The sequence below is a fragment of the Pontibacter diazotrophicus genome, assembly GCF_003367245.1.
GTDB lineage: Bacteria > Bacteroidota > Bacteroidia > Cytophagales > Hymenobacteraceae > Pontibacter > Pontibacter diazotrophicus.
In genome coordinates, this window is the sequence record NZ_QRGR01000022.1 from 1 (window position 1) to 23,771 (window position 23,771).

The 23,771-nt window shown below is 47.2% G+C and carries 16 protein-coding genes; 8 read left to right on the forward strand and 8 right to left on the reverse strand.

From position 1 onward, the window contains the following. Window positions 1-353 precede the first annotated feature (353 nt). On the reverse strand, window positions 354-998 hold the full coding sequence (locus DXT99_RS18530) for a L,D-transpeptidase family protein (RefSeq protein ID WP_115567082.1): 645 nt from the start codon (window positions 996-998) through the stop codon (window positions 354-356). A gap of 245 nt (window positions 999-1,243) precedes the next feature. Between DXT99_RS18530 and DXT99_RS18535 the strand changes: the two genes are divergently transcribed. Then, window positions 1,244-2,053, forward strand: a complete 810-nt coding sequence (locus DXT99_RS18535; RefSeq protein WP_115567181.1) for a tRNA pseudouridine synthase A — start codon at window positions 1,244-1,246, stop codon at window positions 2,051-2,053. Window positions 2,054-2,137: 84 nt separating this feature from the next. Here the strand turns inward: DXT99_RS18535 and DXT99_RS18540 are convergent, their stop codons facing one another. Continuing rightward, the gene (locus tag DXT99_RS18540; protein ID WP_115567182.1) at window positions 2,138-2,740 is read right to left on the reverse strand and encodes a hypothetical protein; all 603 of its coding nucleotides are present in this window, start codon (window positions 2,738-2,740) and stop codon (window positions 2,138-2,140) included. A 289-nt stretch (window positions 2,741-3,029) separates the two neighbouring features. Here DXT99_RS18540 and DXT99_RS18545 point away from each other — a divergent pair, with 289 nt between their 5' ends. Beyond that, complete coding sequence (locus tag DXT99_RS18545) at window positions 3,030-4,574, forward strand: N-acyl-D-amino-acid deacylase family protein (RefSeq protein ID WP_115567083.1); 1,545 nt, start codon at window positions 3,030-3,032, stop codon at window positions 4,572-4,574. 819 nt (window positions 4,575-5,393) lie between these two features. Here the strand turns inward: DXT99_RS18545 and DXT99_RS18555 are convergent. Next, on the reverse strand, window positions 5,394-5,861 hold the full coding sequence (locus DXT99_RS18555) for a hypothetical protein (protein ID WP_115567085.1): 468 nt from the start codon (window positions 5,859-5,861) through the stop codon (window positions 5,394-5,396). Window positions 5,862-6,376: 515 nt separating this feature from the next. Between DXT99_RS18555 and DXT99_RS18560 the strand changes: the two genes are divergently transcribed. Both DXT99_RS18560 and DXT99_RS18565 read left to right on the forward strand, forming a co-directional pair. Further along, complete coding sequence (locus DXT99_RS18560; protein ID WP_115567086.1) at window positions 6,377-6,844, forward strand: response regulator; 468 nt, start codon at window positions 6,377-6,379, stop codon at window positions 6,842-6,844. Window positions 6,845-7,383: 539 nt separating this feature from the next. Next, complete coding sequence (locus DXT99_RS18565; protein WP_115567087.1) at window positions 7,384-8,538, forward strand: sensor histidine kinase; 1,155 nt, start codon at window positions 7,384-7,386, stop codon at window positions 8,536-8,538. Between the two features lie 212 nt (window positions 8,539-8,750). Here DXT99_RS18565 and DXT99_RS18570 read toward each other — a convergent pair whose 3' ends face one another. Then, window positions 8,751-11,420, reverse strand: a complete 2,670-nt coding sequence (locus DXT99_RS18570) for a cation-translocating P-type ATPase (protein ID WP_115567088.1) — start codon at window positions 11,418-11,420, stop codon at window positions 8,751-8,753. Window positions 11,421-11,682: 262 nt separating this feature from the next. Continuing rightward, on the reverse strand, window positions 11,683-11,946 hold the full coding sequence (locus DXT99_RS18575; protein ID WP_147294251.1) for a hypothetical protein: 264 nt from the start codon (window positions 11,944-11,946) through the stop codon (window positions 11,683-11,685). A gap of 488 nt (window positions 11,947-12,434) precedes the next feature. On the opposite strand from DXT99_RS18575, the gene DXT99_RS18580 reads away from it, so the two are divergent. The 4 genes from DXT99_RS18580 to DXT99_RS18595 all read left to right on the forward strand — a co-directional run bounded on the left by DXT99_RS18580 (window position 12,435) and on the right by DXT99_RS18595 (window position 17,393). Beyond that, entirely contained in the window at window positions 12,435-13,295 is an 861-nt protein-coding gene (locus DXT99_RS18580; RefSeq protein ID WP_181885173.1) for a universal stress protein, read from the forward strand. Window positions 13,296-13,331: 36 nt separating this feature from the next. Further along, window positions 13,332-13,775, forward strand: a complete 444-nt coding sequence (locus tag DXT99_RS18585) for an Hsp20/alpha crystallin family protein (protein ID WP_115567091.1) — start codon at window positions 13,332-13,334, stop codon at window positions 13,773-13,775. 182 nt (window positions 13,776-13,957) lie between these two features. Beyond that, window positions 13,958-16,402: a phosphoenolpyruvate synthase gene (gene ppsA / locus DXT99_RS18590; RefSeq protein ID WP_115567092.1), complete on the forward strand. Its 2,445-nt coding sequence runs from the start codon at window positions 13,958-13,960 to the stop codon at window positions 16,400-16,402. A gap of 235 nt (window positions 16,403-16,637) precedes the next feature. Next, window positions 16,638-17,393 carry a VIT1/CCC1 transporter family protein gene (locus tag DXT99_RS18595; protein WP_115567093.1) on the forward strand — a complete coding sequence of 252 codons (756 nt, stop codon included), beginning with the start codon at window positions 16,638-16,640 and terminating at the stop codon, window positions 17,391-17,393. Window positions 17,394-17,440: 47 nt separating this feature from the next. On the opposite strand, the gene DXT99_RS18600 is transcribed toward DXT99_RS18595, so the two are convergent. The 3 genes from DXT99_RS18600 to DXT99_RS18610 all read right to left on the reverse strand — a co-directional run bounded on the left by DXT99_RS18600 (window position 17,441) and on the right by DXT99_RS18610 (window position 23,716). Beyond that, window positions 17,441-19,612 carry a xanthine dehydrogenase family protein molybdopterin-binding subunit gene (locus DXT99_RS18600; RefSeq protein ID WP_115567094.1) on the reverse strand — a complete coding sequence of 724 codons (2,172 nt, stop codon included), beginning with the start codon at window positions 19,610-19,612 and terminating at the stop codon, window positions 17,441-17,443. Between the two features lie 12 nt (window positions 19,613-19,624). Beyond that, complete coding sequence (locus DXT99_RS18605; protein ID WP_115567095.1) at window positions 19,625-20,074, reverse strand: (2Fe-2S)-binding protein; 450 nt, start codon at window positions 20,072-20,074, stop codon at window positions 19,625-19,627. Between the two features lie 249 nt (window positions 20,075-20,323). Further along, window positions 20,324-23,716 (reverse strand): sensor histidine kinase, encoded by a 3,393-nt coding sequence (locus DXT99_RS18610; RefSeq protein ID WP_115567096.1) that lies wholly within the window; start codon window positions 23,714-23,716, stop codon window positions 20,324-20,326. Between the last annotated feature and the right edge of the window lie 55 nt (window positions 23,717-23,771).

Here is a 23,771-nt window from a genome sequence, read left to right on the forward strand (position 1 = left end):
GCCTTCAACAACTTCAAGGATGAAGGAGAGTTGGAGCAGTGGATAGAAAACACCGCCAAGGGCTACTCCTCACAGCAAATAGCCTCCCTGACTGGATATCCCTACATCAAAAAGGCTGTCGCGCAGGTTAAAATAGCTATGGAATAACCTTCATACTATTTGGTATAAGACCTCCTGCAAAGACAACAAAGGCTTTTAACCAGGAACCTGTAAAATATAAATCAACTTTTTGAGCTATGCTTCACGGTATAGCTCTTTTTCTTGTTATATGCAGACGAAGCCTTTTCCTTATTGGTGGCATATGGAAATCTTTTTAAATACCACCAATAAGTAGAATCAGGGCTAAAAAAAGACTACTGCTTGTTTGTGAGCGGAACCGGCTCTTGCAGCGTCACAGTTTCCATTTCAGTAGGGCTTGCCAAAACACTGTCGTACCACACCTCTGATTTGGCTGCACCACCCGCTTCCATCACCAGCTTTGCCAGTTCAATTGCTTCCTCATTTGCAACCCTGATGGAGCCATGAGACACGGCCTTACCTAACGACTCCGTTTCCTCTGTGCCATGTATGGTGTAAGGCATGTTGTACACGATTCTTACCCGCCCCATAGGGTTATCCGGGTCGCCAGGAGGCGTGTATTCTTCGTCTTCTGACCATTCACTTTCAGGTGGTGTCCAGTCAGGGTTCCAGTCAACCTGGTCAATCTCAAACTCACCAGTGGGCGTTGGATATTCTGAGCTGCCTACGGCAACAGGAAGCGTCCGGAGAGTATCTCCGTTACGGAAGACATATAACTCACGTTCGGATATATTGACCTCCAGTTGGATTTGTGGCTGTGTTTCCCGCCCGGTATTGTTCTGAGAGGATGGTTCTTCTTCGGTTACCGCTGTAGAACGGGCTTCTTCTTCCTGCGCATCAGTTTGGGACTGGCATCCTGCTAGGAGAAGAAACAGCACCATGGCTCCTACCAGTAGTATAGTGGCAGATAATTTATTCATCTTGTTGTATGTGTTACTATTACTCCTTTTATGTCTATGTTTTCAGGAACTGTACGTGCAGCAGCAAAAAATGATAGTACAGCCCTTTATTCGTCCCGTATCCGCATATTTTCTGCCTGATAGCAGCAGTTACCTGCTGCACATCCAGGTAACATTAGTTTAACAACAGGGAAAAAAGTATATGGTTTAAAGCCACTCGTACTATCTTGTGAACGTGTTAGCCATTGATAAAAACTGAACAGGAATTGAGATACTTTTTCCATATTGGCTATAAGGGCACCAACTACAGAGGCTGGCAGCGCCACCCCTATGGGGTTAATGTACAGCAGACAATAGAAGATTGCCTGCTAAAAATATTGAAAGTACCTGTCGCTATTGTGGGATGTGGCAGAACAGATGCCGGGGTACATGCCAGCCAGTTCTTTTTTCATCTGGATGTAGAAAAGCCATGGGCGTTCGACATGCTTTTCCGGCTGAACAAAGTCTTACCGCCTGATATTGCCGTGTTCGACATTATACCCATGGTGGGTATGCCCCATGCAAGATTTGATGCTACACAAAGGAGCTACGACTATTATATTCATACCTACAAAGATCCCTTTTTAAGCAGCGTGAGCTCTCTTTACCTCCTAAACAACCTGAACCTTGGCGCAATGGCCGCGGCCACTTCCCTGCTCCCACTGTACAGCGACTACAGGTTTTTATGCCTCACACCGGCGGAGCACGACAGCACCATCTGCCACGTCACCGCTGCCAGATGGCTCTCGGATAAAAATGGCGATAAATTGCGCTTCCAGATTTCGGCGAACAGATACCTTAGCCGGATGATTAGGATTTTGGTGGGAAAACTGCTCCAGGTAGGCACAGGTGCACTAAGCGTGGCAGAGTTTGAAAGTTACCTGGCCACGGAAAAAGCACCTAAAGCCCTTAGTCCGGCTTATCCACAGGGGCTCTTTCTCTCCAAAGTCACCTACCCCTACCTGGATCTTCCGGCCCGCAACGCCTTTTCTGCTATCCTGCAAAACCAGACAGACGATTACTGGCAAGTGGTCTGAAAGCTTCAGTTAAAGAAGCTTTGGTTTAACACGGATATAATCCCGGTAGCCAAGCTGATAAAATTATTTTGGGAAAGCGCAGCCTTACTGCGCTGCTTTGTCTTTGGGAGGATTAATCATAATATGAGCACCATGGGTTCCCGGATGCATGATCCAGGGCATAGCCGGAGCATCTGGTTTAAGAGGCAAACCGGTGCTCTCGGAGGTGGCATACGGGATATACACCACATAACGCAGATACCCCTCCTTCACCTCACCGGTGGTCTGATTAAAGTTTTCATCCGGAGCTCCGTACACAAACAAAGTAGAAGGCTGTTTCGGCATCACCAACTTCCCACTCTTCACTTCCTGCTCCCGGCTGTCGAAAATCTCCTGCGCACTTTTACCGGCTTTCCGCAGTTCCCTCCCACGTGTCATAAACGGTTCCAGGTCCTGATGATAGCAGGAAGTTGAGAAACCTTTCTGATTAGGGTCATCGGCTAAGCAGACCATTCCGTTTGTACCTTTCCGCAGCAAGACAAATTCACCGTTCGTGTTGTAACCGTATACAGTGGCCTCTGCCCGTTTATCGGCAGGGGCAGCAAGCACAGCAGATTTTACCTGTACCTCAGAAGAGGGAACAGTTGACTGAGCGAAAGCGCTGAAACCTGCCATGGCAAGTATAGCAGTAGTTATCGTTTTTTTCATAGCGGATGCTTCATTAACAAAACTGTTCATAGGATACAGCTGCATATAAACTTAACTAAATCAAGAAGATATTTCAAGTAAAAGCTGCTGTTTTACGGTAGCAACACTTGGTAGAACAACTGAATTACGATATATTGAATCATAACGCCGCACCCGTGCAATTATCCGTCACAAAGAACGACGCTATTATAAATTGTTCAAGGCAATGGTGCAAACACCAGAAGCAGCCATTCTTCCTTTATTACAGGAGCTACTGATGTTTAGAAAGACAATCCAACAATTGAGAACGATGAAGAAGACTTTAAAAAAAGCGCAGCAGATATTTGCTTATACCTTGTTGGCTATCTTGCTGGTATCATGCCAGCAGGAGGGAAATGCGCAGACCTATGACCTGCTGCTGCGAAAGGCATCTGTGGTAGATGGAACCGGGCAGGCACCTTATGTGGCCAACCTGCTGGTATCAGGCGACTCCATTGCGCTGATAGACAGAGACACCTCCTCCACCTATTCCGCTGGCAGAACGATAGATGCTGACGGCCTGGTGCTCACACCCGGCTTTATCGATACGCACGCACATGGAGATCCCCTGGAAACACCTGAATTCAAGAATTTTCTTTCGATGGGTGTTACCACGATTTGCCTGGGTCAGGATGGTTTTAGCCCGGAGGAAAAAGATATCAGCATCTGGATGGAAAAAGTCAGCCAAAAAGCACCTGCTGTAAACATTGCCATGTTTGCTGGCCACGGTACCCTGCGCATGCTTTCCGGTATACAATATGACTCAGTGCCCTCTGACCAGAAATTAGCGGCCATGGAGAAACTATTGGCAAATGCCCTGGATGCAGGTTGCTTTGGTATGACGACCGGCCTCGAGTACACCCCCGGGTATATTGCAGACAGTACAGAGTTGAACAGGATGGCGAAAGTGGTTGGCGCAAAAGAGGGGCTGATAATGAGCCATATGCGCAACGAAGATGACGCCTTTGTGGAAGCATCCATCCGGGAGTTGCTGGCACAGGGGAGGTATTGCCCTGTGCATGTGTCGCATATGAAAGTAGTATTTGGCAAAGGGCAAAAACGGGCGGAAGAAGTCCTGCAACTGCTAGACAGCGCACGAACAAGCGGCATACAGGTTACCGCAGACTTCTACCCTTACACCGCCAGTTATACAGGCATTGCCATTCTGTTTCCGGAGTGGGCCCAGAGGCCAAACGATTACCAGCAAGTGCTGAAAACCAAAAGGGCAGCACTGGGCACCTACCTCCAGAACAGGGTGATGCTACGGAATGGGCCTGAGGCAACCCTGATTGGCTCTGGACCCTATAAAGGAAAAACGCTTGCTCAGGTCTCTACTGAACTGGATAAGCCTTTCCAGGATGTGCTCATGGACGATATTGGCCCCTACGGCGCCAGCGGTGCCTACTTTGTAATGGACGAGACCTTGCAGGAAACCCTGTTGAAGAACCAACATGTAATGGTATGTACCGATGGAAGCCCTACCATGCACCACCCCAGAGGCTATGGCACCTACGCCAAAGTAATTGAGACTTACGTTGAAAACCAAAACCTGCTGACACTGACAGAAGCTGTCCGGAAAATGAGCGGCTTGCCCGCAGAAACGATTGATTTAAAAGACCGGGGCATCATCAGGGAGGGCTATAAAGCAGACATTTTACTTTTTGACCCGTCAGAAGTCCAGGAGAATGCCACCTATGGAAATCCACACCAACTGGCCTCCGGGTTCCGCTATGTGATTATCAACGGGCAAATAGTAAAGGAGGGCACTCAATTTAGCAGTAAGAGAGCCGGAAAGATGTTGAAGAAAAAGAATTAGTAGCTATCAGCTCATCTAAAAGCACAAAGCAGCATGGCTTATACATGCTGCTTTGTGCTTTTAGATAGGATTAGGTTTCTTAATCTTAAGTCACTTTCAAGCGCATTTTGAATTGATGTCTCCACCTATGTCCCTCCAGCCAACGACCATAGCTTAATATCTTGTCCAGCTGTTTTCTGTTTGCAGCAGCATGAAAAATTCTGTCAATCTACTGGCCTACGCTGCCTCTGATGCAAAACGCTTGCTGAATTCCTGCCTAACATGATGAATATCATTTATTCATTGATTTATAGCTCCTACCTTTACGAAGATTTGGGTTTTACAAATATATTTTTGCATGAATATTCAGCGGACAATCGAAGACAACAAGGCAAAGGCCGTATTTGAAGAATTAAATTGTGTGCTGGACGCCATGCTGGCCAGGGGCTTGTTTCATAGTATATATAAGTACATGTTATACAACGACACGCCATGCTTCCTGAGCATGTTAGACTACAGAAAAAACCTAAAACCCTTGGATAGGGAAAAGGAGGATTATTTTCTTTTTAAATACATGCTCCAGCAAATGAGGAAAAAGTATCCCTCCAAGCTGTTTTGCCTGATTAGTACGAGGCAAAAAGCAGCCTGAAACGCTTTGAAAGCATAAATGCTGTCGCATGCCTGCTGACTCGTAAAGACAAAAAGCAATAAAAAAGAGGCTGCCTTTCTAGACACCCTCTCTCCTATTGCCTCTAGCTGGAAAAGTTTAAGTTTGTTCTCCGAGATGCAAATGAGCGCTTTCAAAAACAAAACATAAACAGGCTCTAATAACTGAAGATTTCAATAGACCTGCAGTATTTTATATTCCCTGTCCCGGAAGGTGAAGGTTTCACCCGTAGCTTTACCTGCCATTGCTTTGTATAACGGGGACATGGCAGAGACAGCATAATATGAATCCTCTTCTAATTTTATTTCGCAGATACTGGTTCCTATAAAATAGTTATGCAATTCTGTCCGAACTACCGCCCCCGGCGACACCTTTATATTCACCTTTGTAGCGTTTATCCAGCGCAGCATTGCCATCGTAGTCATCAGTTCATCTAGTTGGCGGGCATACATATCCCGCTGAATCTGGCAACTCTCCCGGAAAGACTCCAGATCACCCATCATGTCTCCCTGGCTATCTTTTGCGCTTTGCTGCGCGTCTTCCATCGCTTCTTTTGCGGCTTTAATCTGTAGGTTAAGCACCTTCTTGCACTCCTGTAGCAGTCGCCGCTTTATCTCAAGTTCTTGTATTAAAGTTTCCATAGGTAAATTACATTTTTGCCAGTCTCCACTCTTAGCTTGCCTACCGCTCAAACTGGCTTTCCATAGTTAATTATTATTGTGAATTTAATTTTACTTTCCAACTACACCTTTATCCCTTATAGCCAACTCTTCCACAAATCCGGATTAGTGCTGGAACAAAACATCCTAAAAAATCTTGCTCTTTTCATCCCTTAAAAAAGAGTACATTCGCTGTGATTTAATTAACTTTGCCTGCCCTAGCTATTCTCTTAAGATTAGCAAGGCAGCGGCCAACACTTACAAACTGTACTGGCTATTCGTAACAGTTAGCCGCATTTTCTGTGCACAGCAAAAAGGCCATGTGTAAGACAGTTCCCATGATGGCATATTAGCTTAGCCACACTTGTAATACAAAGTACACGCATAATAATTTAACATTTGATGACGTTGGTCATCCTTACAGGTGATTTATACCATTATACCGGACCTGAAAGAGCCTTGTTAATTTTTTGTTTCTGAAGATATAGGAGTTTCACATGGACTTTAACACAAAATCAATCATTCTTCTTGCTGACGATGATGCCGAAGACCGTATGCTGGTAACCGAAGCTCTGGAAGAGGCCAATGCCGGCTGCACCATTAAATTTGTAGAGGATGGGGAAGAGTTGATGGATTATCTGCTTCACCGGGGCAAGTTCTCTCAAAAAGAGGAGTTTCCTGCTCCGAATATTATTCTCCTCGACCTGAACATGCCCCGGAAGGATGGACGGGAGGCTTTGATAGAAATAAAATCGCACGAGCATTTACGTTGCATTCCGGTTGTGGTGCTAACCACCTCCAAAGCCGAGGAGGATATTCTGAAAACCTATAGTCTAGGTGTAAGTTCATTTATAACCAAACCAGCCAGTTTCACTTCGCTGGTAGATACAATGGCCACGCTATGTAAATACTGGTTCGGAACTGTAAAGCTTCCCCTGTCTCTATCCTGTTATTCAATAATTTAACAGCCGGAACTCAGTTAATTTTAAGAGAAGGAAGCAGAACATATTTCTTCTATATGCAGTTATTCCAAGCCGCATACACTTAAAATAGGGCAGTTAAGCGCTGGTAATCTTCATCTACTGGAGCTATTCTACAACAGGGAGAGAAATATTTTACACTAATTAGCTTGTTCTCCTGCCAATATGAAAGTCTACCTGTCAAAACCCCTACAGTAGTCCATTGGAATTCTATTTCAGTGTTGCTGCTTTTCTTACCTTCTAAAATCACCCCAGTAAATGTTATTCTACCGGGAGAGCCCTTCTCAACATTCTCCACCAACGCTGTAAGAGAAAGTGAGCCGACACAAAGAATAGGAGGCTGCTAACATCAGTATTAATACTCACAACTGGCTTATCGTATAAACACTTAATTATAGTCGATAAATACCCAATTCCTTCCCAGTTGATAATTGTCATTTTTCTAAGAACAAAATCAACTTAACTTTATCATAGTTGGATTTATATATTTTCAGGAAAGAAAAAAGAAGGGGAATAGCCAAGGAATGAAAAGTACATTTGTGTCTCTTAAGCAGGTGGCAGATTTTCTGCCAGACACCGTTATTGTTGTTGATGAGCAAATTCAGATTGTGGGTGCCAATGATCGCATTACATCCCTCTTTGGCTATTATCCTCAGGAACTGATAGGGCAAAAGCTCAGCATGCTGCTCCCACACAGGTACAGAGGAAAGCATGATATGCATTTTAGTAACTACTTTTCACACCCGGAGGTGCGCAATATGGGTGTAGGAAAGCAGTTTCTCGGCCTCAGAAAGGACAATACTGAAGTAGACATAGACATTGCCCTTGCACCTTTTGAGGCGAACGGCCGCAAGTTGGTGATTGCCACTATACGGGATGTTACGGAGAAAAAGGAACTGGAACACAGCCTGCGGAAGAAAAACGAGCAACTGAAGACAGTCAACACTGAGTTGGAAAGGTTCGGCTACATGATTGCCCATGACCTCAAATCACCCCTGCTCAACATACATGCGCTGGTCCAGCTGATGACAAGGGAACTACCCACTGAAAAAAGCGATAAGCTGGTAGAGTATATTTCAGCTTTGAAAACGAGCCTGGAGTCTATGACCAGGATGATCTCAGAAGTATCCGCCTACTCAAAAGCAGACACAAGCGAAAGCGCAGAGGAGGATATCGACCTGAACCTGATTATAGCAGAGGTACGGAAACTTGTACACATTCCGTCAAATGGACGGCTTGATGTGGACGGGCAACTGCCCTCCGTCCGTGGGAACAGGACAAAAGTACTGCAGGTGTTCGTAAACCTGATAAGCAATGCCTTCAAGCATAATGATAAAGAAGCACCAGGCGTGCTGGTGCAAGGCCTGCAAAAGGGAAACACCTGCCTCCTGAGCATCTCTGACAACGGCCCTGGAATACCGGTTCAACTCAGGAAGCGAATCTTCCGGCTGTTTGACAAGGGCAACTCCACTAGAAAAGATTCACAGGGTATAGGCCTGTCTATTGTGAAGAAAATAGTGGAAGAGCGGGGGGGAGAAATCATTGTGAATGAGAGCCCACTGGGAGGAGCCGCTTTCACCTTCACCTGGCCAGGTACCACCACTTCACGAGAGACTAAAAGCTCCGATTTTGATACCACCCCACAGGCGGCCTCATACCAAGCAGAAAGCGCACTTTAAGTGGAGTCATGTTGGATGTCTGCATATGCGAAAGCGCTTAAAACGCTATGACAAAGTTAGCTGAAAAACGGTAATGGCTTTTATGCTGAAATGCTACAGCTTGCTGCATGTACTGCTGGAATGAAATAGTATAAAGCTGCTCTGAATAATGCTTTTTTGACAGCGCTTCTCAATCATAACTAATGTTTGAGAAGCGCTGTCCTTATTGTTCCTTATTTCCTGAAGAACCTTCTCTCAATCTTTATAACAAAGAAAACGATACTTCCCGCAGCAACTGAAATCAGGAGGTCTTCTAATGGTAAAGGCACAAGTCTGAAAAAGCTTTTCATAAAAGGTAAATAGATGACTGCCAGCTGCAATAAAACAGAAGAAACAACTACCAGAACCATCAGCTTATTGGTTGTAATGGCAAATGCGGAATGGGCTGAAGAGCGCAAAGCAAGCGCCTGAAAGACCTGTGCAAATCCTATGGTAGCAAAAATCATGGTTTGCCAGGTAAGGTCTTCCGGCTCGTTAGGGTTGAAATAAAACAAAGCCAAGCCTAACGAAACAGCAGCTATGGTCACCCCGACTACACCTAAAGGAATGATGTCGCTTTTTTCCAGCGCTCCTTTCTCCGGGTCTCTTGGCGGCCTCCTCATGGTGTCTTCTTCAGCGGGCTCAGTTCCGAGGCCAAGCCCTAGCAAACCATCGGTCAGCAGGTTCAGCCATAGTAATTGCAAAGGCTGCAGGGCTATCACCATCCCGAAAAAAGGTGCCACCAGCATTATCAGGACTTTCCCAACGTTTCCTGCAAGAGAGAATCTTATAAACCGAAGCAGGTTGTCAAAAATTACCCTTCCTTCCTCCACTGCAGCCACAATTGTTGCGAAGTTATCGTCCAGCAACACCATGTCGGCAGCTTCCTTGGCCACGTCTGTTCCCGTTATTCCCATGGCTACGCCAATGTTGGCTTTTCGCAAAGCCGGAGAATCGTTTACCCCGTCACCAGTCATGGCCACCACCTCTCCTCTCCTTTGGAGAGCACTTACAATCCGAAGCTTATCTTCCGGAGACACCCGTGCATACACCGAGGTATTTTCAGCTAATGCAAAAAGCTCCTCCTCATCTGCTTTGTGCAGCCTCTCTCCTGACACGGCATCGTACTGTTCTGAAAATTTAAGTTCCCTGCCAATGGCTGCGGCAGTCAGCGGATGGTCTCCCGTAATCATGATGGGCCTAATCCCGGCCAGTTTACAGTTCTCAACTGCAGTCTTCACCTCCTCCCGTGGCGGATCGATCATACCCGTAAGCCCAATAAAGGTGAGTCCTTTCTCCATGTCTTCGTTACCGTTTGCCGATTCCACCATACGAAAAGCCAGCCCCAGCACCCTAATCCCGTTTTCAGCCAGTTTCGTGTTCGCTCCTAAAATCCTTTCCTTCCACTCATTGTTCAGCGGCTCCTGTTTTCCATTCACCCACACAAAATCAGCAACAGTCAAAAGAGAATCAGGAGCACCTTTACTACAGAGAAGAAAAGGTGTATCCGGGAGAGTCTGCAAATATTCAGGTAAAGCCCCTTCCACTTTATGAATGGTAGACATCCTTTTTCTATCACTGTCGAATGGGACTTCATTCACTCTTGGTAAGGTCTGGTACAGGTCATCTTTATGAATGTCTCTTTTAGCTCCTGCTACTAACAAGGCAGTCTCTGTAGGGTCTCCGATTACCTGTTCTTCACCAGGTGCACCACCTTTTTCCAGTGTGGCATCATTGCACAATACTGAAACAGCGAGGGCGAAATCAAGGGCCGCCGCCGCTTGTCCTGCGAATTCTGTTGTGGCTGCAGGCTTGAAATCGATACTGTGCTCTGGCAGTTCTACTACCGTAACCGTCATTTTATTCTGCGTCAGCGTACCCGTTTTATCGGAGCAGATAACAGTAACAGAGCCGAGTGTTTCCACGGCGGGTAGCTTCCTGATAAGGGCATTCCGCTTCAGCATTCTTTGCCCACCCAGCGCCAACGTAATGGTCACCACGGCAGGAAGACCTTCGGGAACGACAGCTACTGCAACGCTCACAGCCGTCAGGAACATATCTGCGGCTGACTCACCTAAAAGAATGCCAATGCCGAAAATAACGGCTGCCGCAATAACACCAAACAGCGCCAGCATTTTGCCAAGCTTGTCCAGCCTTTCCTGCAGTGGCGTTTTCTTTGTTTCAACGGTTGCTATCAGATTGGCTATGTTCCCTAGTTCGGTTCCCATGCCGGTAGAAACAGTCACTCCCACCCCTCTTCCATAGGTTACCAGGGTTCCCATGTAAGCTATGTTTTTCCTGTCACCTATAGGCACATCTTCTTTGGTAATGGGGGCTGTGTCTTTTTCTACAGATTCAGACTCACCTGTCAGAGAGGCTTCCTGCACTTTCAGATTAAAGGAATCTAAAACACGAAGGTCTGCGGGCACTACATTTCCGGCCTCGACTTCCACAATATCTCCCGGCACAAGTTCTTTTGCGGATATCTCTTTCACTGTTCCGTTACGCCTCACCCTCACCCTGGGCACTACCATTCGGTTAAGAGCAGCCATCGCCTGCTCTGCCCGGTACTCCTGAATAAACCCAAGAAACCCAAAAAGCAGCACAATGGCCAGGATAGCCACGGCTTCAGTGTATTTGCCAAGAAAGAGGGAAAGTAGTGCTGCTGCAATCAGAATAACCACCATAGTTTCTGTGAACTGCTGAAACAGCATTTTGAGGGGGCTTTTCTGCCTTTTTTCCTCCAGACTATTTGGGCCATACTTCTTCAGCCGCTCACCGGCATCAGCATCCGAAATGCCATTGACTGATGAATTCAGCTCAGCTAAAACCTCATCTTTCGTTTTTGTGTACCAATTATTCATTATGATATATCGCTATAACCGCTTAGTCCACTGTTGTTACGGATACAGGTGGTATAAAGTCCTTAACACCAGTCTGCATCTTTAAAAGTATGTTAATATACAGAAAGCCTCCTCTTTTTCCATATATGCAAAAGTCCGTTTTACTGCTAAAATAATGAGCAGTAAAACGGACTTTTGTATTCCTTCTGATGATAATAAATTACAGCTGAGGCTATAACCCAGGCTTAACCAGAAACCTATCGCAGCGGGTATAAACAGCTGCTTAAGCCGCTATGGCATCCAGCATGGCTGCGTTGGCAGCAGGAAGAGAGGCATGTAGCTCCTGGTAAAGCTTCCTGGCTTTTACCCGTAATGAGAAGGTGTTAAATGCGCTTCTGAACACCAGCAAATCCACCCCTGCTATAATACCATTCACTCCTGAGCTAATTAACGCTTCAGCAAGGACATCATCCTTTATCAAAACAACATTATTTGTAAAGCCTTCTCTTAAAAAAGAGCACTCTAAGCCCCCACTAACTTTTTTCATCAATAAGGTGCTACTGTTCATCAACCCTTTATGTAGTCTGTTTAAATCTTTTACAATTAACATAGTTAGCGCTTTTATCTGTGTCTGAATTAATTGATACACAAAACTACGCTAACCAAATGACAATAAATATGACACAGATCATCGCTCAGCAAGACTGATATCACTAACCTTTGCAAAGCCTCATTTTCATCATTGGCAAATTACGGTACCTTCCCAAGTCACAGCTCGCATACCCTTCGTTTACCTCCTGCCAACAGATATACACGCCCCTACAGCAATATCAGCGGGAAGAAAATATCGCTTTCTGTTCGAGCCTTTTTCGAATATCCTGTACCAACACTTTTGAAAATGCACCTGGTCAAAGCTGTTCCTGTAGCTCCGGCAAACAGATATAGATCATGTCTGAAACTGACCTTAATCATAACATATAAATGATTTATAACGGAATCTTACATCATTATACTTCAAAATCCAATCGCTTAGCTATGAAAACTATCTTATGTATAACAGACTTTTCACAGTGCTCTGAGAATGCTGCTAAATATGCTTATGAACTGGCCCAGTTTCTGAACGCACGCCTGCTGCTATTCCACAACATATCAAATTCTGCCGCCGCAGTACAGGCTCCTTCAGAAGATGACTGCCACTCTCAGCTTGTTACCCAGTTAGAAGACAGAAACGGGTACATAAACAAACTCGAAGCAGTAAGACGGCGCATTGCCTATAACTCTGCCAACCAGGTATCCTGTGAATCACTGGTAAAACACGGGGAGGCAAAGGAGAACATTCCGGCCCTGATACAGGAGGAAAAGGTAGACTTGGTAGTAATAGGAAACGAAGCGGCTGATGCGCTACGGGATATTTTCTCCGGCACGGTAGCAGCCCATGTAATAGAGAAGAGCACCTGCCCTGTCCTGGTTGTGCCGCAGCAGGCTGCCTTTAAGCCCTTCCGACAAATTGTGTTTGCTGTAGACAAAACCGGGGAACCTTACCAGGATACTGGCCTGGTGCACCGGCTGGTTCAATTGTTTGATGCCGAGGTTCACGCATTGCATGTACTGCCGAAGGAAAGAGCCAGTGCCAGTGCGGTGGCAGAAGAAGAGATATTTCCTCTAAAAGCCTGGAACACCTATAAGCTTGTAAACTACCACATTATTTTACATAACAGCATCGAACAAGGCATCAGCCAGTTTACCCGCGAGCGAAGAGCGGATATGCTGGTGTTGGGCTACCATGCAGAAAATCCCTGGCAGCACCTGCGCAACGTAGATGCTTTTCAGGAAAAAGCATACCACACGTACCTGCCGGTGCTTTTCGCGCACTACAAAAGACAAAATCAGAAATAGCCATATTCCTTATGTTTAACTTTAATTAACAAAAAAATGTCACTGGTAAAATCAAAAAACAACGGCTTGCAGCCTATGTCCTCCCTGCTTACTGATATGCTGGACCTGGACCGCTTTTTCGACAACGACTCCTTCTTTAAAGGTATTAAGAAGGCGCCCTCTGCCAACATCAAGGAGAAAGATAACCGCTTTGAAGTAGAGCTGGCCGCTCCGGGCATGGATAAAAAAGACTTTAAGGTGGAGATCGCCAACAACATCCTCACTGTTTCGGCTGAGCGCAAGGATGAAAAAAATGAGGAAAACGAAAGTTACACACGCAAAGAGTTTAACTACAGCTCCTTTACACGCTCTTTTGAACTGCCAGCAAGTGTAAACGCAGACGCTATAAAAGCCGCGTACAATAATGGCATTCTGGTGCTGACGCTGCCAAAGAAAAAAGAGGCAACCGCTGGCAACAAGAAAGCAATTCAGATTGATTAAAGTAAACTTTGAAGCTGAAAAAGCGGGAGTATTCTCCCGCTTTTTCAGTTAAACCACGACATACATCTCCTCTCCCTAAATACTCTAACTCCCTTAAACACTTTGCTTTATCCCGAGTATACCTATACTAAAGAAGCACAAAACAATATTGAATAAGCACAATCTAATATAAACGTCCAGCTATGTCTACTTACACAATCCCATTCAAAGAATTAACAATGCAGCACGTTGCTGACGTTGGGGGCAAAAACGCTTCCCTTGGTGAAATGCTGCGAAGTCTGGCTGCTGACAATATCAGTGTGCCTGACGGCTTCGCCACCACAGCCCGGGCTTACCAGGAGTTTCTGGAGAGCAATAACCTGACAGAAAAAATTGAGGAGCGCCTATCGAAGCTGGATACAGCTAATTTCACTAACCTGCAGGAGATAGGTGCCGAGATACGACAGCTTGTGCTGCAGGCCAAATTAACGGATAGCGTAGAACAGGCCATACGAACTGCCTATAAAGATATGTGCCAGCAGTATGGCTCCGAGGTTCAGGTGGCTGTAAGAAGCAGTGCCACTGCTGAGGATCTGCCTGACGCAAGCTTTGCCGGGCAGCACGAATCTTACCTGAATATATCCGGAGAAGAGCAGGTGCTGAAAGCCTGCCTGCGCTGCTATGCGTCTCTTTTTACAGACCGGGCCATTAAGTACCGGCACGACCACGGATTTGATCACCTGAAAGTGTACCTCTCGGCAGGAGTACAGAAAATGGTGCGTTCTGATTTGGCCAGCGCGGGCGTATGCTTCACCCTTGATCCGGAGTCGGGTTTTGATAAGGTTGTTTTTATTACCGGGAGCTGGGGATTAGGCGAGAATGTGGTGCAGGGAACCGTGAATCCGGATGAGTTTTACGTGTTCAAGCCTACACTCAAGCAAGGTAAGAAAGCCATCGTGAGCAAGAAGATTGGCTCCAAAGAGATTACCATGGTTTATTCAGAAAACAACCCTGATCAACCAACTGTTAACATCGAAACGCCAGCCGCGAAGCAGGAAGCATATGTTCTCTCAGATAGTGAGATAACCCAAATTGCTGAGTGGGCCGTGCGGATTGAAGAACACTATGGCCGCCCCATGGACATTGAGTGGGCCAAGGATGGCGAAACAGGTGCGCTTTTTATTGTGCAGGCCAGGCCGGAAACCATACACAGCCAGCAGGAAAGACAGCTTACCAGAAAAACCTTTACGCTGGAAGAAGCAGGTAAACAGCTCGCCAGCGGCAAAGCTATCGGTCACCGGATCATCAGTGGGACTGCCCGTTTGCTAAGCTCTCCCCAGGAGTCGCACCTCCTGCAGCCTGGCGAAATACTGGTTACAGACATCACGAACCCCGACTGGGACCCGATTCTGAAAAAAGTATCTGCCGTTATCACGAACAAAGGCGGGCGCACAAGCCATGCAGCCATCGTGGCAAGAGAAATGGGCGCACTGGCTGTGGTAGGAGCCGGAAACGCCACAGAAGTTATCCAGAACGGGCAGGAGATAACCGTGTCCTGCGCCGACGGCCAGAACGGCCTGGTATACGATGGCAAGCTCAACTGGAAAGAGGAAGAACTTGACTTCGGGACCCTGGGCACCCCTGAAACAAAGGCAATGCTGATAGTTGGTGACCCTGACCAGGCTTTCGAACTCTCCTATTATCCGAATGAAGGTGTGGGGCTGATGCGGCTGGAGTTCATCATCAACAACAGCATTCAGATTCACCCGATGGCTTTGGTGAAATTCCACGAGCTGAAAGACGATGCTGTGAAAGAACAGATTGAAACCCTGACGCACCATCACGAAAACAAAGAAGACTACTTCGTGGAGAAACTGGCGCAGTCTGTTGCCACCATCGCCGCAGCTTTTTATCCGAAAGACGTGATTGTGCGCATGAGTGACTTTAAAACAAACGAATACGCCAACCTGATTGGAGGACAGCAGTTTGAGCCGAAAGAGGAAAACCCGATGCTTGGGTTCCGGGGAGCCTCCCGCTACTACAATCCCCGTTACCGGGAAGGCTTTGGACTGGAATGCAAAGCCATGAAAATGGTGCGCGACGAAATGGGGCTGACAAATGTGAAACTGATGATACCATTCTGCCGCACCATAGCGGAAGGCAAAAAGGTGCTGAAGCAAATGGAGGAATCTGGTTTGGTGAGAGGTAAAAACGGGCTGGAAGTTTATGTGATGGCCGAGATCCCGAGCAACGTGCTGCTGGCAAAAGAGTTTGCCGCTATATTCGACGGCTTCTCCATCGGCTCTAACGACCTTACCCAACTCACCCTCGGCATCGACCGGGACTCCTCTACTATTAGCGAGCTGTTTGATGAGCAAAACGAAGCTGTAAAAACCATGATAAGAAATGTGATACAGGTGGCCCATGAAACAGGCGTAAAAGTAGGCTTGTGCGGTCAGGCCCCAAGTGATTTCCCGGAGTTCGCGAAGTTTCTTGTAGAGCAGGGCATCGACAGCATCTCCTTTAATCCGGATGCGCTGCTGCAGGGAGTTGAGAATATACTGGCAGCCGAAAAAGAGCAGGGAAAAAATAATAAGCCCGCTAAAACAACATCTCCTAAAAAAGAGAAAGTAACGCATGAAGCATAACCCGGATAAATAGCTTCTTCCCCCCCCTTGTTCAGGATAGCTTTACCTTTTTAGTGTAAAGCTATCCTGTAACAACATACGCTCACTTTTATCGGCTATCAGCATTCGTATACTTCTTTTGTTCAGGCACGTCTGTAGTGCATTGCTTTCTGGTAGCAAGGTTTCTCTAACAGATTCAATCCAGAGAAAAGTATTTTAGTTCTACCTCCGTCTGTACCTCTCGATTTTACCCATCATGAAAGTTGATTTACTACAACAGCTCAAGGCTTCGCATACACCCGAGAAGATACGGAAGCGCCTGGCGCAGGGGAAATCGCATAGTTACCTGAGAGACTTTGTATATGGTGCGGTAGATGGAGCAGTTACTACCTTTGCCGTGGTGTCTGGTGTAGTAGGTGCTGATTTAGCAACGCACATCATCATTATCATGGGAATGGCCAACCTGGTAGCGGATGGCTTTAGCATGGCCGTAAGCAATTTCCTGGGTGTCCGGTCCGAGAAGCAGCTGCTGGAGAAAACCCGAGCAGAAGAAAAAAGCCACATAGAGGTATACCCTGAAGGTGAGAAAGAAGAAATACGGCAGATTTATGCCAGCAAAGGCTTCAGTGGGGATATCCTGGAGGAGGCCGTTCAAATCATTACCTCAAACAAGAAGCAATGGGCAAACACGATGTTGCAGGAAGAGTATGATTTACCACTGAACCAGGTAGTTGCCTGGCGGGCAGCACTGGCCACTTTTACAGCTTTCCTCCTGGTGGGACTCATACCCATCACTCCTTTTCTATGGAACTACCTTTCTCAATATCCTTTCACAAATCCCTTCCTGTGGAGCAGTATCGGAACCGGGGGTGCCTTTTTTGCAATAGGTGCCATTAAAAGCCGGTTTGTAGACAAGCCCTGGTACCTGTCAGGTTTAGAAACTTTAGCGCTGGGAGGTGCCGCAGCTTCGCTTGCCTACCTCATAGGAGATCTCCTGAAGGGCCTGGCATAGCATCATCAGAAGTATAGGCTCTGTCTAGCCTCATAAGCAGCCAAACATCAGGGAGCACCCAGGTTAGCTTTCAGCCCATCAGGCACCAGAGGCAATGTCTTTAACCGTACGCCTGTTGCATCGGCAATAGCATTCCGGATGGCAGGCGCTATTCCAACGATGGGCGCTTCTCCGGCCCCGGCGGAAGGCAGATCTTTCCGGTTAAGCATGATGATTTCGACAACCGGTGTGTCCTTAAATCTCGGCACCTTGTACTGTGCGAAGTGCGGGTTCAGAATCTTACCATTTTCAAAATCCACGGCTTCAAACAAGGCTCCTCCAAGGCCCTGCACAATGGCACCCAGGATCTGGTTTTCGAGGTGCTCCGGGTTGATGATGGCTCCGCACTCAAAAGCAGTAGTCGTACGCACAACTTTAACATCTCCGGTTCCGGGGTCTACAGCAATTTCGGCACAGGTAGCCGTGAAGCCCCCTTTTTCGGTTCCGCCTCCTATGCCGTAGCCATGGTTGGGGGCAGGTTTTGTCTTTCCCCAGCCGAAGCCTTCTGCGGCGGCTTCAAAAACAGCTTTTAACCGTGGCTCCTGCAGGTTTTTCAGCCGGAACTCCAGCGGGTCCATACTCACCAGGCTCGCCAGATCATCCATCTGTGACTCAAGGGCAAAAATGTTTGCTGTAGAGGCCAGCCCCCGGTAAGAGCCCTGATATAGCGGCGACTCCACCGGGTGATACTGTATCTGCTGGTTAGGCACCTCGTAGGGCGTCCGGATACCGGACGGGCCGGAATTATAGTTATGAAACTCCCAGGAAATTAAGGTACCATCGTTCTTTACACCGCTACTCACTTCTATTACACCTGCCGGCCGGAAGTATGCCCAGGTAAATTCCTCTTCACGGGTCCAGGTGAGCTTAACGGGTTTCTGTGCCACCTTTGCCAGTCGTGCCGCCTCCACGGCAGCTTCCCCGCTGTGCTTACCACCGTAGGCTGATCCGGTATCGAGCATGATTACCCGCACCTTTTCTTTTGATAGATTAAACTTGCTAGCCAGATCATCCTGTACCCCAAACGGGCGCTGAGTGCCTGTCCAGACGGTCAGTTTATCATTCTCCCATTGTGCCACAGCGGCACGTGGCTCCATAGGTGCATGGGCGATATAGTCCACGTTATAGGTGGCTTCCAGCTTTTTGTAAGCTGCCGCCATACCTTGCTTTACATCTCCTTTGTCGCTACTACCTCTGCCACCACGGCCATCATTAGCGTGCTGCTTCAGGTAATCGAAAATGTTGGAGCGGGAGGGTTGTTCTGTATTGTTCCAGCTTACCTTTATCGCTTCAATTGCCTTAGCAGCTGTCTGGGCATCGGGAGCAGCAACACCTATAAAATCATCCTCATGCACCACTACCACACCAGGCATTGCTTTGGCTGCAGACAGATCCACAGTGGCAAGGCTTGCTCCAAAAGCGGGAGCGCGCAACACCTTTCCGTACAGCATGCCAGGCTGTTTTAAATCGGAAACGAATTTGTGGCGACCGGTAATCAGCTCTCTCCCGTTCACTTTAGGCACTGATGTTCCGGCGACTCTCCATTTCTCAGTAGGGGTTAAAGAAGTGCTTTCAGATACTTCTTTCAACAGTTGCTTCCCTTTTGTGATCTGCCCGAAGCTCAATGACTTATTGTTTTTTGTATTAATGACTTTCCCATCAGCAACCCGAAGTGCACTTTTATTTACCTTCCATTGCTGTGCCGCCATGTCGAGCAGCATTGCGTGGGCAGTAGCGGCAGCTTTTCTTAGCTGCGGACCCATACTCGGCGTGGAGCGGCTGCCAAAGGTTCCTGCATCATAAGGCGTAAGATCGGTATCGCCCATTACCATGGTAATAGAGGCCATTGGCACATGAAGTTCTTCGGCCACCACCTGGGCCAAAGAGGTGCGGATGTTCTGCCCTACTTCTACTTTACCAGTATACACCGTAATAATATCGTTCTCCCCTATGTGGATCCACGCCCCTACTTTCTTCGGCGAGGCTTGTTGCAGGACAGCGGCATTCTCTGGGTCAGTTAAAAGAGCGAAGGCATCCTGCAATACAAAGGTTACGGCAATACCACCACCTAAGAGCTTAAAAAACCTGCGCCTGCTGCGGCTAAACTGGTTGCCGTTATCAGGTGTGGGCTGACCTTGCTCCTGATTAGTTTTTATATCTGCGTCCGTTTCTTTTTCCATTTCCTTACCTGCTTATGCGTTCGAAGCTTCTTTAATGGCCTTGACGATACGGGGGTATGTTCCGCAGCGGCAGATGTTGCCGTTCATATGTGCCACAATCTCCTCCTCAGACGGCCTGGGGTTAGTCTCCAGCAAGGCCACAGCAGACATGATCATGCCCGGCGCACAATACCCGCACTGGAAAACATCCACATCCAGGAATGCTTGCTGCACAGGGTGTAACTGCCCCTCTTTTTCCAGTCCTTCTATCGTGGTAATTTGTTTGCCCTGTGTTGCACTGAGTGGCACACGGCAGGAACGAACAGCTTTGCCGTCCATTAGAACGGTGCAGGCGCCACATTGTCCTTCCCCGCAACCATACTTGCTGCCCGTCAGATCCAGTTCATCGCGCAGCACATAAAGCAGGCTTGTATCAGACGCGGCACTGACGGTATGTTTATTACCATTGACTTGAAGCTCCATAATTATCAGAGATAAGGTGGGTATACACTCAATTTAGCAAATCAAGGAGGAAAAGAAAAGACATTACGTTGGTAATCTATGCTTTATACATGTATAGGCCATTTAAACAAATGCTAAAGCAGCTTCACTTGAAGTATAACACACCTTTTCTTGCTGCCTGTTAACTTCAAAAAATCAAGTGTTAGCATCAGCGCACCTGAAAAACAGCAGGCAGGGCAACAGGAATGGCCGTTGAGGTCAAAAATCAGATCAGCAATCTAATGCCATTGAACTTGGTGTCGCGGGCACAGTAACCGGCAGTTGAATGATAAACTCTGTACATTCTCCTTCTACTGAATCAACATACATTTCTCCACCGTGGCCTTTGGTGATGATATCGTAGCTAAGGGAAAGCCCCAGACCAGTTCCATGGCCAGAGGGCTTGGTGGTGAAAAAGGGCTGAAATACTTTTTTTTTCACTGCCTCTGTCATTCCGCCGCCATTGTCTCTTATTCTTATCTCCACACACTCTTCTTTGCGACTGGTGCTTACCGCCACTATCGGCTCATAGTCACTTCCTGCACTCTTCATCTTTTGCTGCACAGCATAGAAAGCATTATTAAACAGGTTAAGCAAAACACGGCCAAGCTCCTGCGGCACTACCACTACCTTATCCAGCCTGTTACCAAAATCTTTCTGCAGCGTGGCGTTAAAGGTTTTATCTTTTGCCCGCAGGCCATGGTAAGACAGCTGCATGTATTCATCAGCCAAAGCATTTATGTCAGAGGGTTCCTTCTGGCCGCTGCTGGTGCGGGAGTGTTGCAGCATACCTTTCACTATTCTATCGGCCCGCTGCCCGTGCAGCTTTATCTTGTCCAGGTTCTGTTTAATGGTATCCGCAATAGCTTTCGCTTCGTTAATCTCCCCGGCTTCAAACTCATGCTGCAGCTCTTCGGCCAGCTCTGAGCTCACCTCGGCAAAGTTGTTTATGAAATTCAGGGGGTTCTGAATTTCATGGGCAATACCTGCCGTTAGCTCACCAAGGGAAGCGAGCTTTTCCTGCTGCACAAGTTGTGCCTGCGTCCTTTTTAGCTCTTTGTAGGCTTTTGAAATTTCACGGGCCTGTGCCAGCTCCCGTTCCCGGGCCCGGTGCCTTTCTATTCTGATCAGCCGCTGACGCTGTGAACGGTTAAAGTTCACGACAAACCCCAGCAGCATGACACTATAAATAGCATAGGCCCACCACGTGTTCCAGAAAGGCGGTTTCACTCTGACAGCAATCGCTTTTTCAGCCCATACATCATCACTATTCGAGGCTCTTACCCGGAACCTGTATTTGCCTGGTGGCACGTTGTAATAAGAAGCGACACGTTCTGTTTTGGAACTACGCCAGTCGTGGTCATAATTCTCCAGTTTGTACAGATATTTGTTCTGTTCCGGGTTGATAAAATGTATACCCGTAAAGTCAAAGGAAAACACATTCTGTTCCGGACCAAATTCAATGGCATCAGTGTCACTCAAGGGAGCTTTAAGAGGGCTTTTTTTACCAGGTAAAACAGGCTTGTCGAACAGGCGGAGGCCCGTAAGCGTTACAAGCGGCGGATGCCGGTTAGGATGCCATTGATGAGGGAAGAAAGCGTAATATCCCTTGTTGTTACCAAAGTAGAGCTTACCACCACGATCTTTATAAGCTGCCTGAAAAGCCAGGGATGCCGACGAAATACCATATGGTTCGCCTAGTAAAAGGACATTATTCCTGTCTTTGTTGAGCTTCAGCAGCCCTTCTTCAGAACTAAACCAAAGATTTTGCTGGTCATCTTCCAGGATGTCCTTTATATGAATAATGCTTTCATTTTGATTTAAATTAAAAGGTATAAAGGCATCGGCTGTCCGCTTATAGTAATATATTCCGGAAGATTCAGTAGCCACCCAGATAACATCCTGAGAGTCTTTGAAAATCTTAGCAATGTTGTTCCCCAACAGGTATTTTTTTGAAGTTCCGCTTTGAACATCATACCGGTTGATGCCCCCTGCAAACCTGGTTCCTAACCACAGGAAGCCTCTGCTGTCTTCCAGAATTGATGTGATACGATTATGGCTGATGCTTGCGGAGTTGTTGGGGTCGTGCTGATGGTGCGTGAAGGTGGCATTTACCCTGTCCATTTTGTCGAGACCATACCCTGTCGCTATCCAAAAATTTTTCTGGCTGTCTTCCAGCATCGCATAGATTGCCCCGGCACTCAGGCTGGTGGGTTCTTTCTCGTCATGCTGATAACGTGTAAACCGCTCCGTATAGGGATTGTATTTACTGAGCTCTCCACTGGCGCCTCCTAACCAAATCGTACCTTTCCGATCTTTATAAATGGTATAGACTGTATCACTGCTTATGCTTGCGGGATCTGCTGGCTTATGCAGATAGCGCTTGATACGGCCAGTTTTCAGGTTTTTCCGTAACAGGCCCTTCGAGGTTCCGATGAGCATAAAGCCAGCGGGGTCTTCAAAAAAACTGTATACTTCGGAACCAGTCTCGATATGCGGAATACGGTGGCGGTGAGGGTCAAGCCGGAACAGGTTGCCATTGGCAGTGCCGAACCAGAGGCTTCCTTCCCTGGAGCTATAAGCAGCCCAAATGTTATTATCATCTAAACCGGCCGCATTACGCCCATTTTTCCTGTACTGTGTTACTTTTCCTGTCTTAGGGTTATACCGGTTTAAGCCGCTGTCGTAGGTCCCAATCCAGATAGCTCCGGCATGATCTTCATGAATGATATTGATGCCATCGTTCTGCTTTTCTTTATCAATGTAAGGGCGACTTAGTTTCTCCGGGTGCTGCGCATCATAGGGGAAGCGTGTGAAAGTGCCCTTCTCCCGGTCCATCTGGTGCAGGCCATCTCCGAAGGTACCTATCCAAAGAACACCCCGGCTGTCTTCATAGATTGCCCTTACCCAGTTATTGGCAAGCGTTTTGGGGTTAGAAGTATCGTGCAGGAAACGATCAAAAGTGCCGGTTTTTGGATTAAAGCGGTTCAAGCCCCCTTCTCCCGGCTTAGACTCCCAGGGGCTGCCTGTTCCTACCCATATAGTGCCCTGCCGGTCCTGGTAAATCGCCCTTACCTTGTTATCGCTTATACTTTTGGGATCAGCCGCATCATGTTGGTAGCGGGTAAATGTACCTGTTTCAGGATGCAGTAAATTCAGGCCTTTGTGCGTACCCACCCATATATTTCCCTCTTTGTCCTCTAAAAGAGAGGTAACCAAGTCATCGCTCAGGCTCTTTGGGTTCTGCGGATCATGCCGGTAGTGGGTAAACTTCCCTGTTTTTGGTTCAAATCTGTCCAGCCCGTTCGCCCATACACCTATCCAGATAATGCCCTTGTGATCAGCCAGAATACACTCGAGGCGGTTATCGGCTAAGGAATTATTATTGTACCGGTTGTTGGTATAGGTAACCTGCTGATAGCCATCATACCGATGCAGGCCAGAGTGGGTAGCCAGCCAAAGGAACCCCTCCTTATCCTGGGTAATGCCTGCAATGAGGCCTGTACCGTTTTCACGGGAAAGTGGAACTTTAACAAAAGTCAGATCCTGTGCCTGAAGAGAGTTCAGGAATGCTGCACATAAAACTAAAACCAGAAAAACGATGCGGTTTATACAATGCTGCATATTCGTCTTATATACATTCTGTCTCAATACATTCCTACTCAACTAAAAGCACCCT

Bases quoted from the DNA above. Each gene is read 5' to 3' on its own strand.
- DXT99_RS18530 (WP_115567082.1), bottom strand. From the start codon at position 998: ATGAATAAATTATCTGCCACTATACTACTGGTAGGAGCCATGGTGCTG.
- DXT99_RS18540 (WP_115567182.1), bottom strand. From the start codon at position 2,740: ATGAAAAAAACGATAACTACTGCTATACTTGCCATGGCAGGTTTCAGC.
- DXT99_RS18545 (WP_115567083.1), top strand. From the start codon at position 3,030: ATGAAGAAGACTTTAAAAAAAGCGCAGCAGATATTTGCTTATACCTTG.
- DXT99_RS18555 (WP_115567085.1), bottom strand. From the start codon at position 5,861: ATGGAAACTTTAATACAAGAACTTGAGATAAAGCGGCGACTGCTACAG.
- DXT99_RS18560 (WP_115567086.1), top strand. From the start codon at position 6,377: ATGGACTTTAACACAAAATCAATCATTCTTCTTGCTGACGATGATGCC.
- DXT99_RS18565 (WP_115567087.1), top strand. From the start codon at position 7,384: ATGAAAAGTACATTTGTGTCTCTTAAGCAGGTGGCAGATTTTCTGCCA.
- DXT99_RS18570 (WP_115567088.1), bottom strand. From the start codon at position 11,420: ATGAATAATTGGTACACAAAAACGAAAGATGAGGTTTTAGCTGAGCTG.
- DXT99_RS18575 (WP_147294251.1), bottom strand. From the start codon at position 11,946: ATGAAAAAAGTTAGTGGGGGCTTAGAGTGCTCTTTTTTAAGAGAAGGC.
- DXT99_RS18580 (WP_181885173.1), top strand. From the start codon at position 12,435: ATGAAAACTATCTTATGTATAACAGACTTTTCACAGTGCTCTGAGAAT.
- DXT99_RS18585 (WP_115567091.1), top strand. From the start codon at position 13,332: ATGTCACTGGTAAAATCAAAAAACAACGGCTTGCAGCCTATGTCCTCC.
- ppsA (WP_115567092.1), top strand. From the start codon at position 13,958: ATGTCTACTTACACAATCCCATTCAAAGAATTAACAATGCAGCACGTT.
- DXT99_RS18595 (WP_115567093.1), top strand. From the start codon at position 16,638: ATGAAAGTTGATTTACTACAACAGCTCAAGGCTTCGCATACACCCGAG.
- DXT99_RS18600 (WP_115567094.1), bottom strand. From the start codon at position 19,612: ATGGAAAAAGAAACGGACGCAGATATAAAAACTAATCAGGAGCAAGGT.
- DXT99_RS18605 (WP_115567095.1), bottom strand. From the start codon at position 20,074: ATGGAGCTTCAAGTCAATGGTAATAAACATACCGTCAGTGCCGCGTCT.
- DXT99_RS18610 (WP_115567096.1), bottom strand. From the start codon at position 23,716: ATGCAGCATTGTATAAACCGCATCGTTTTTCTGGTTTTAGTTTTATGT.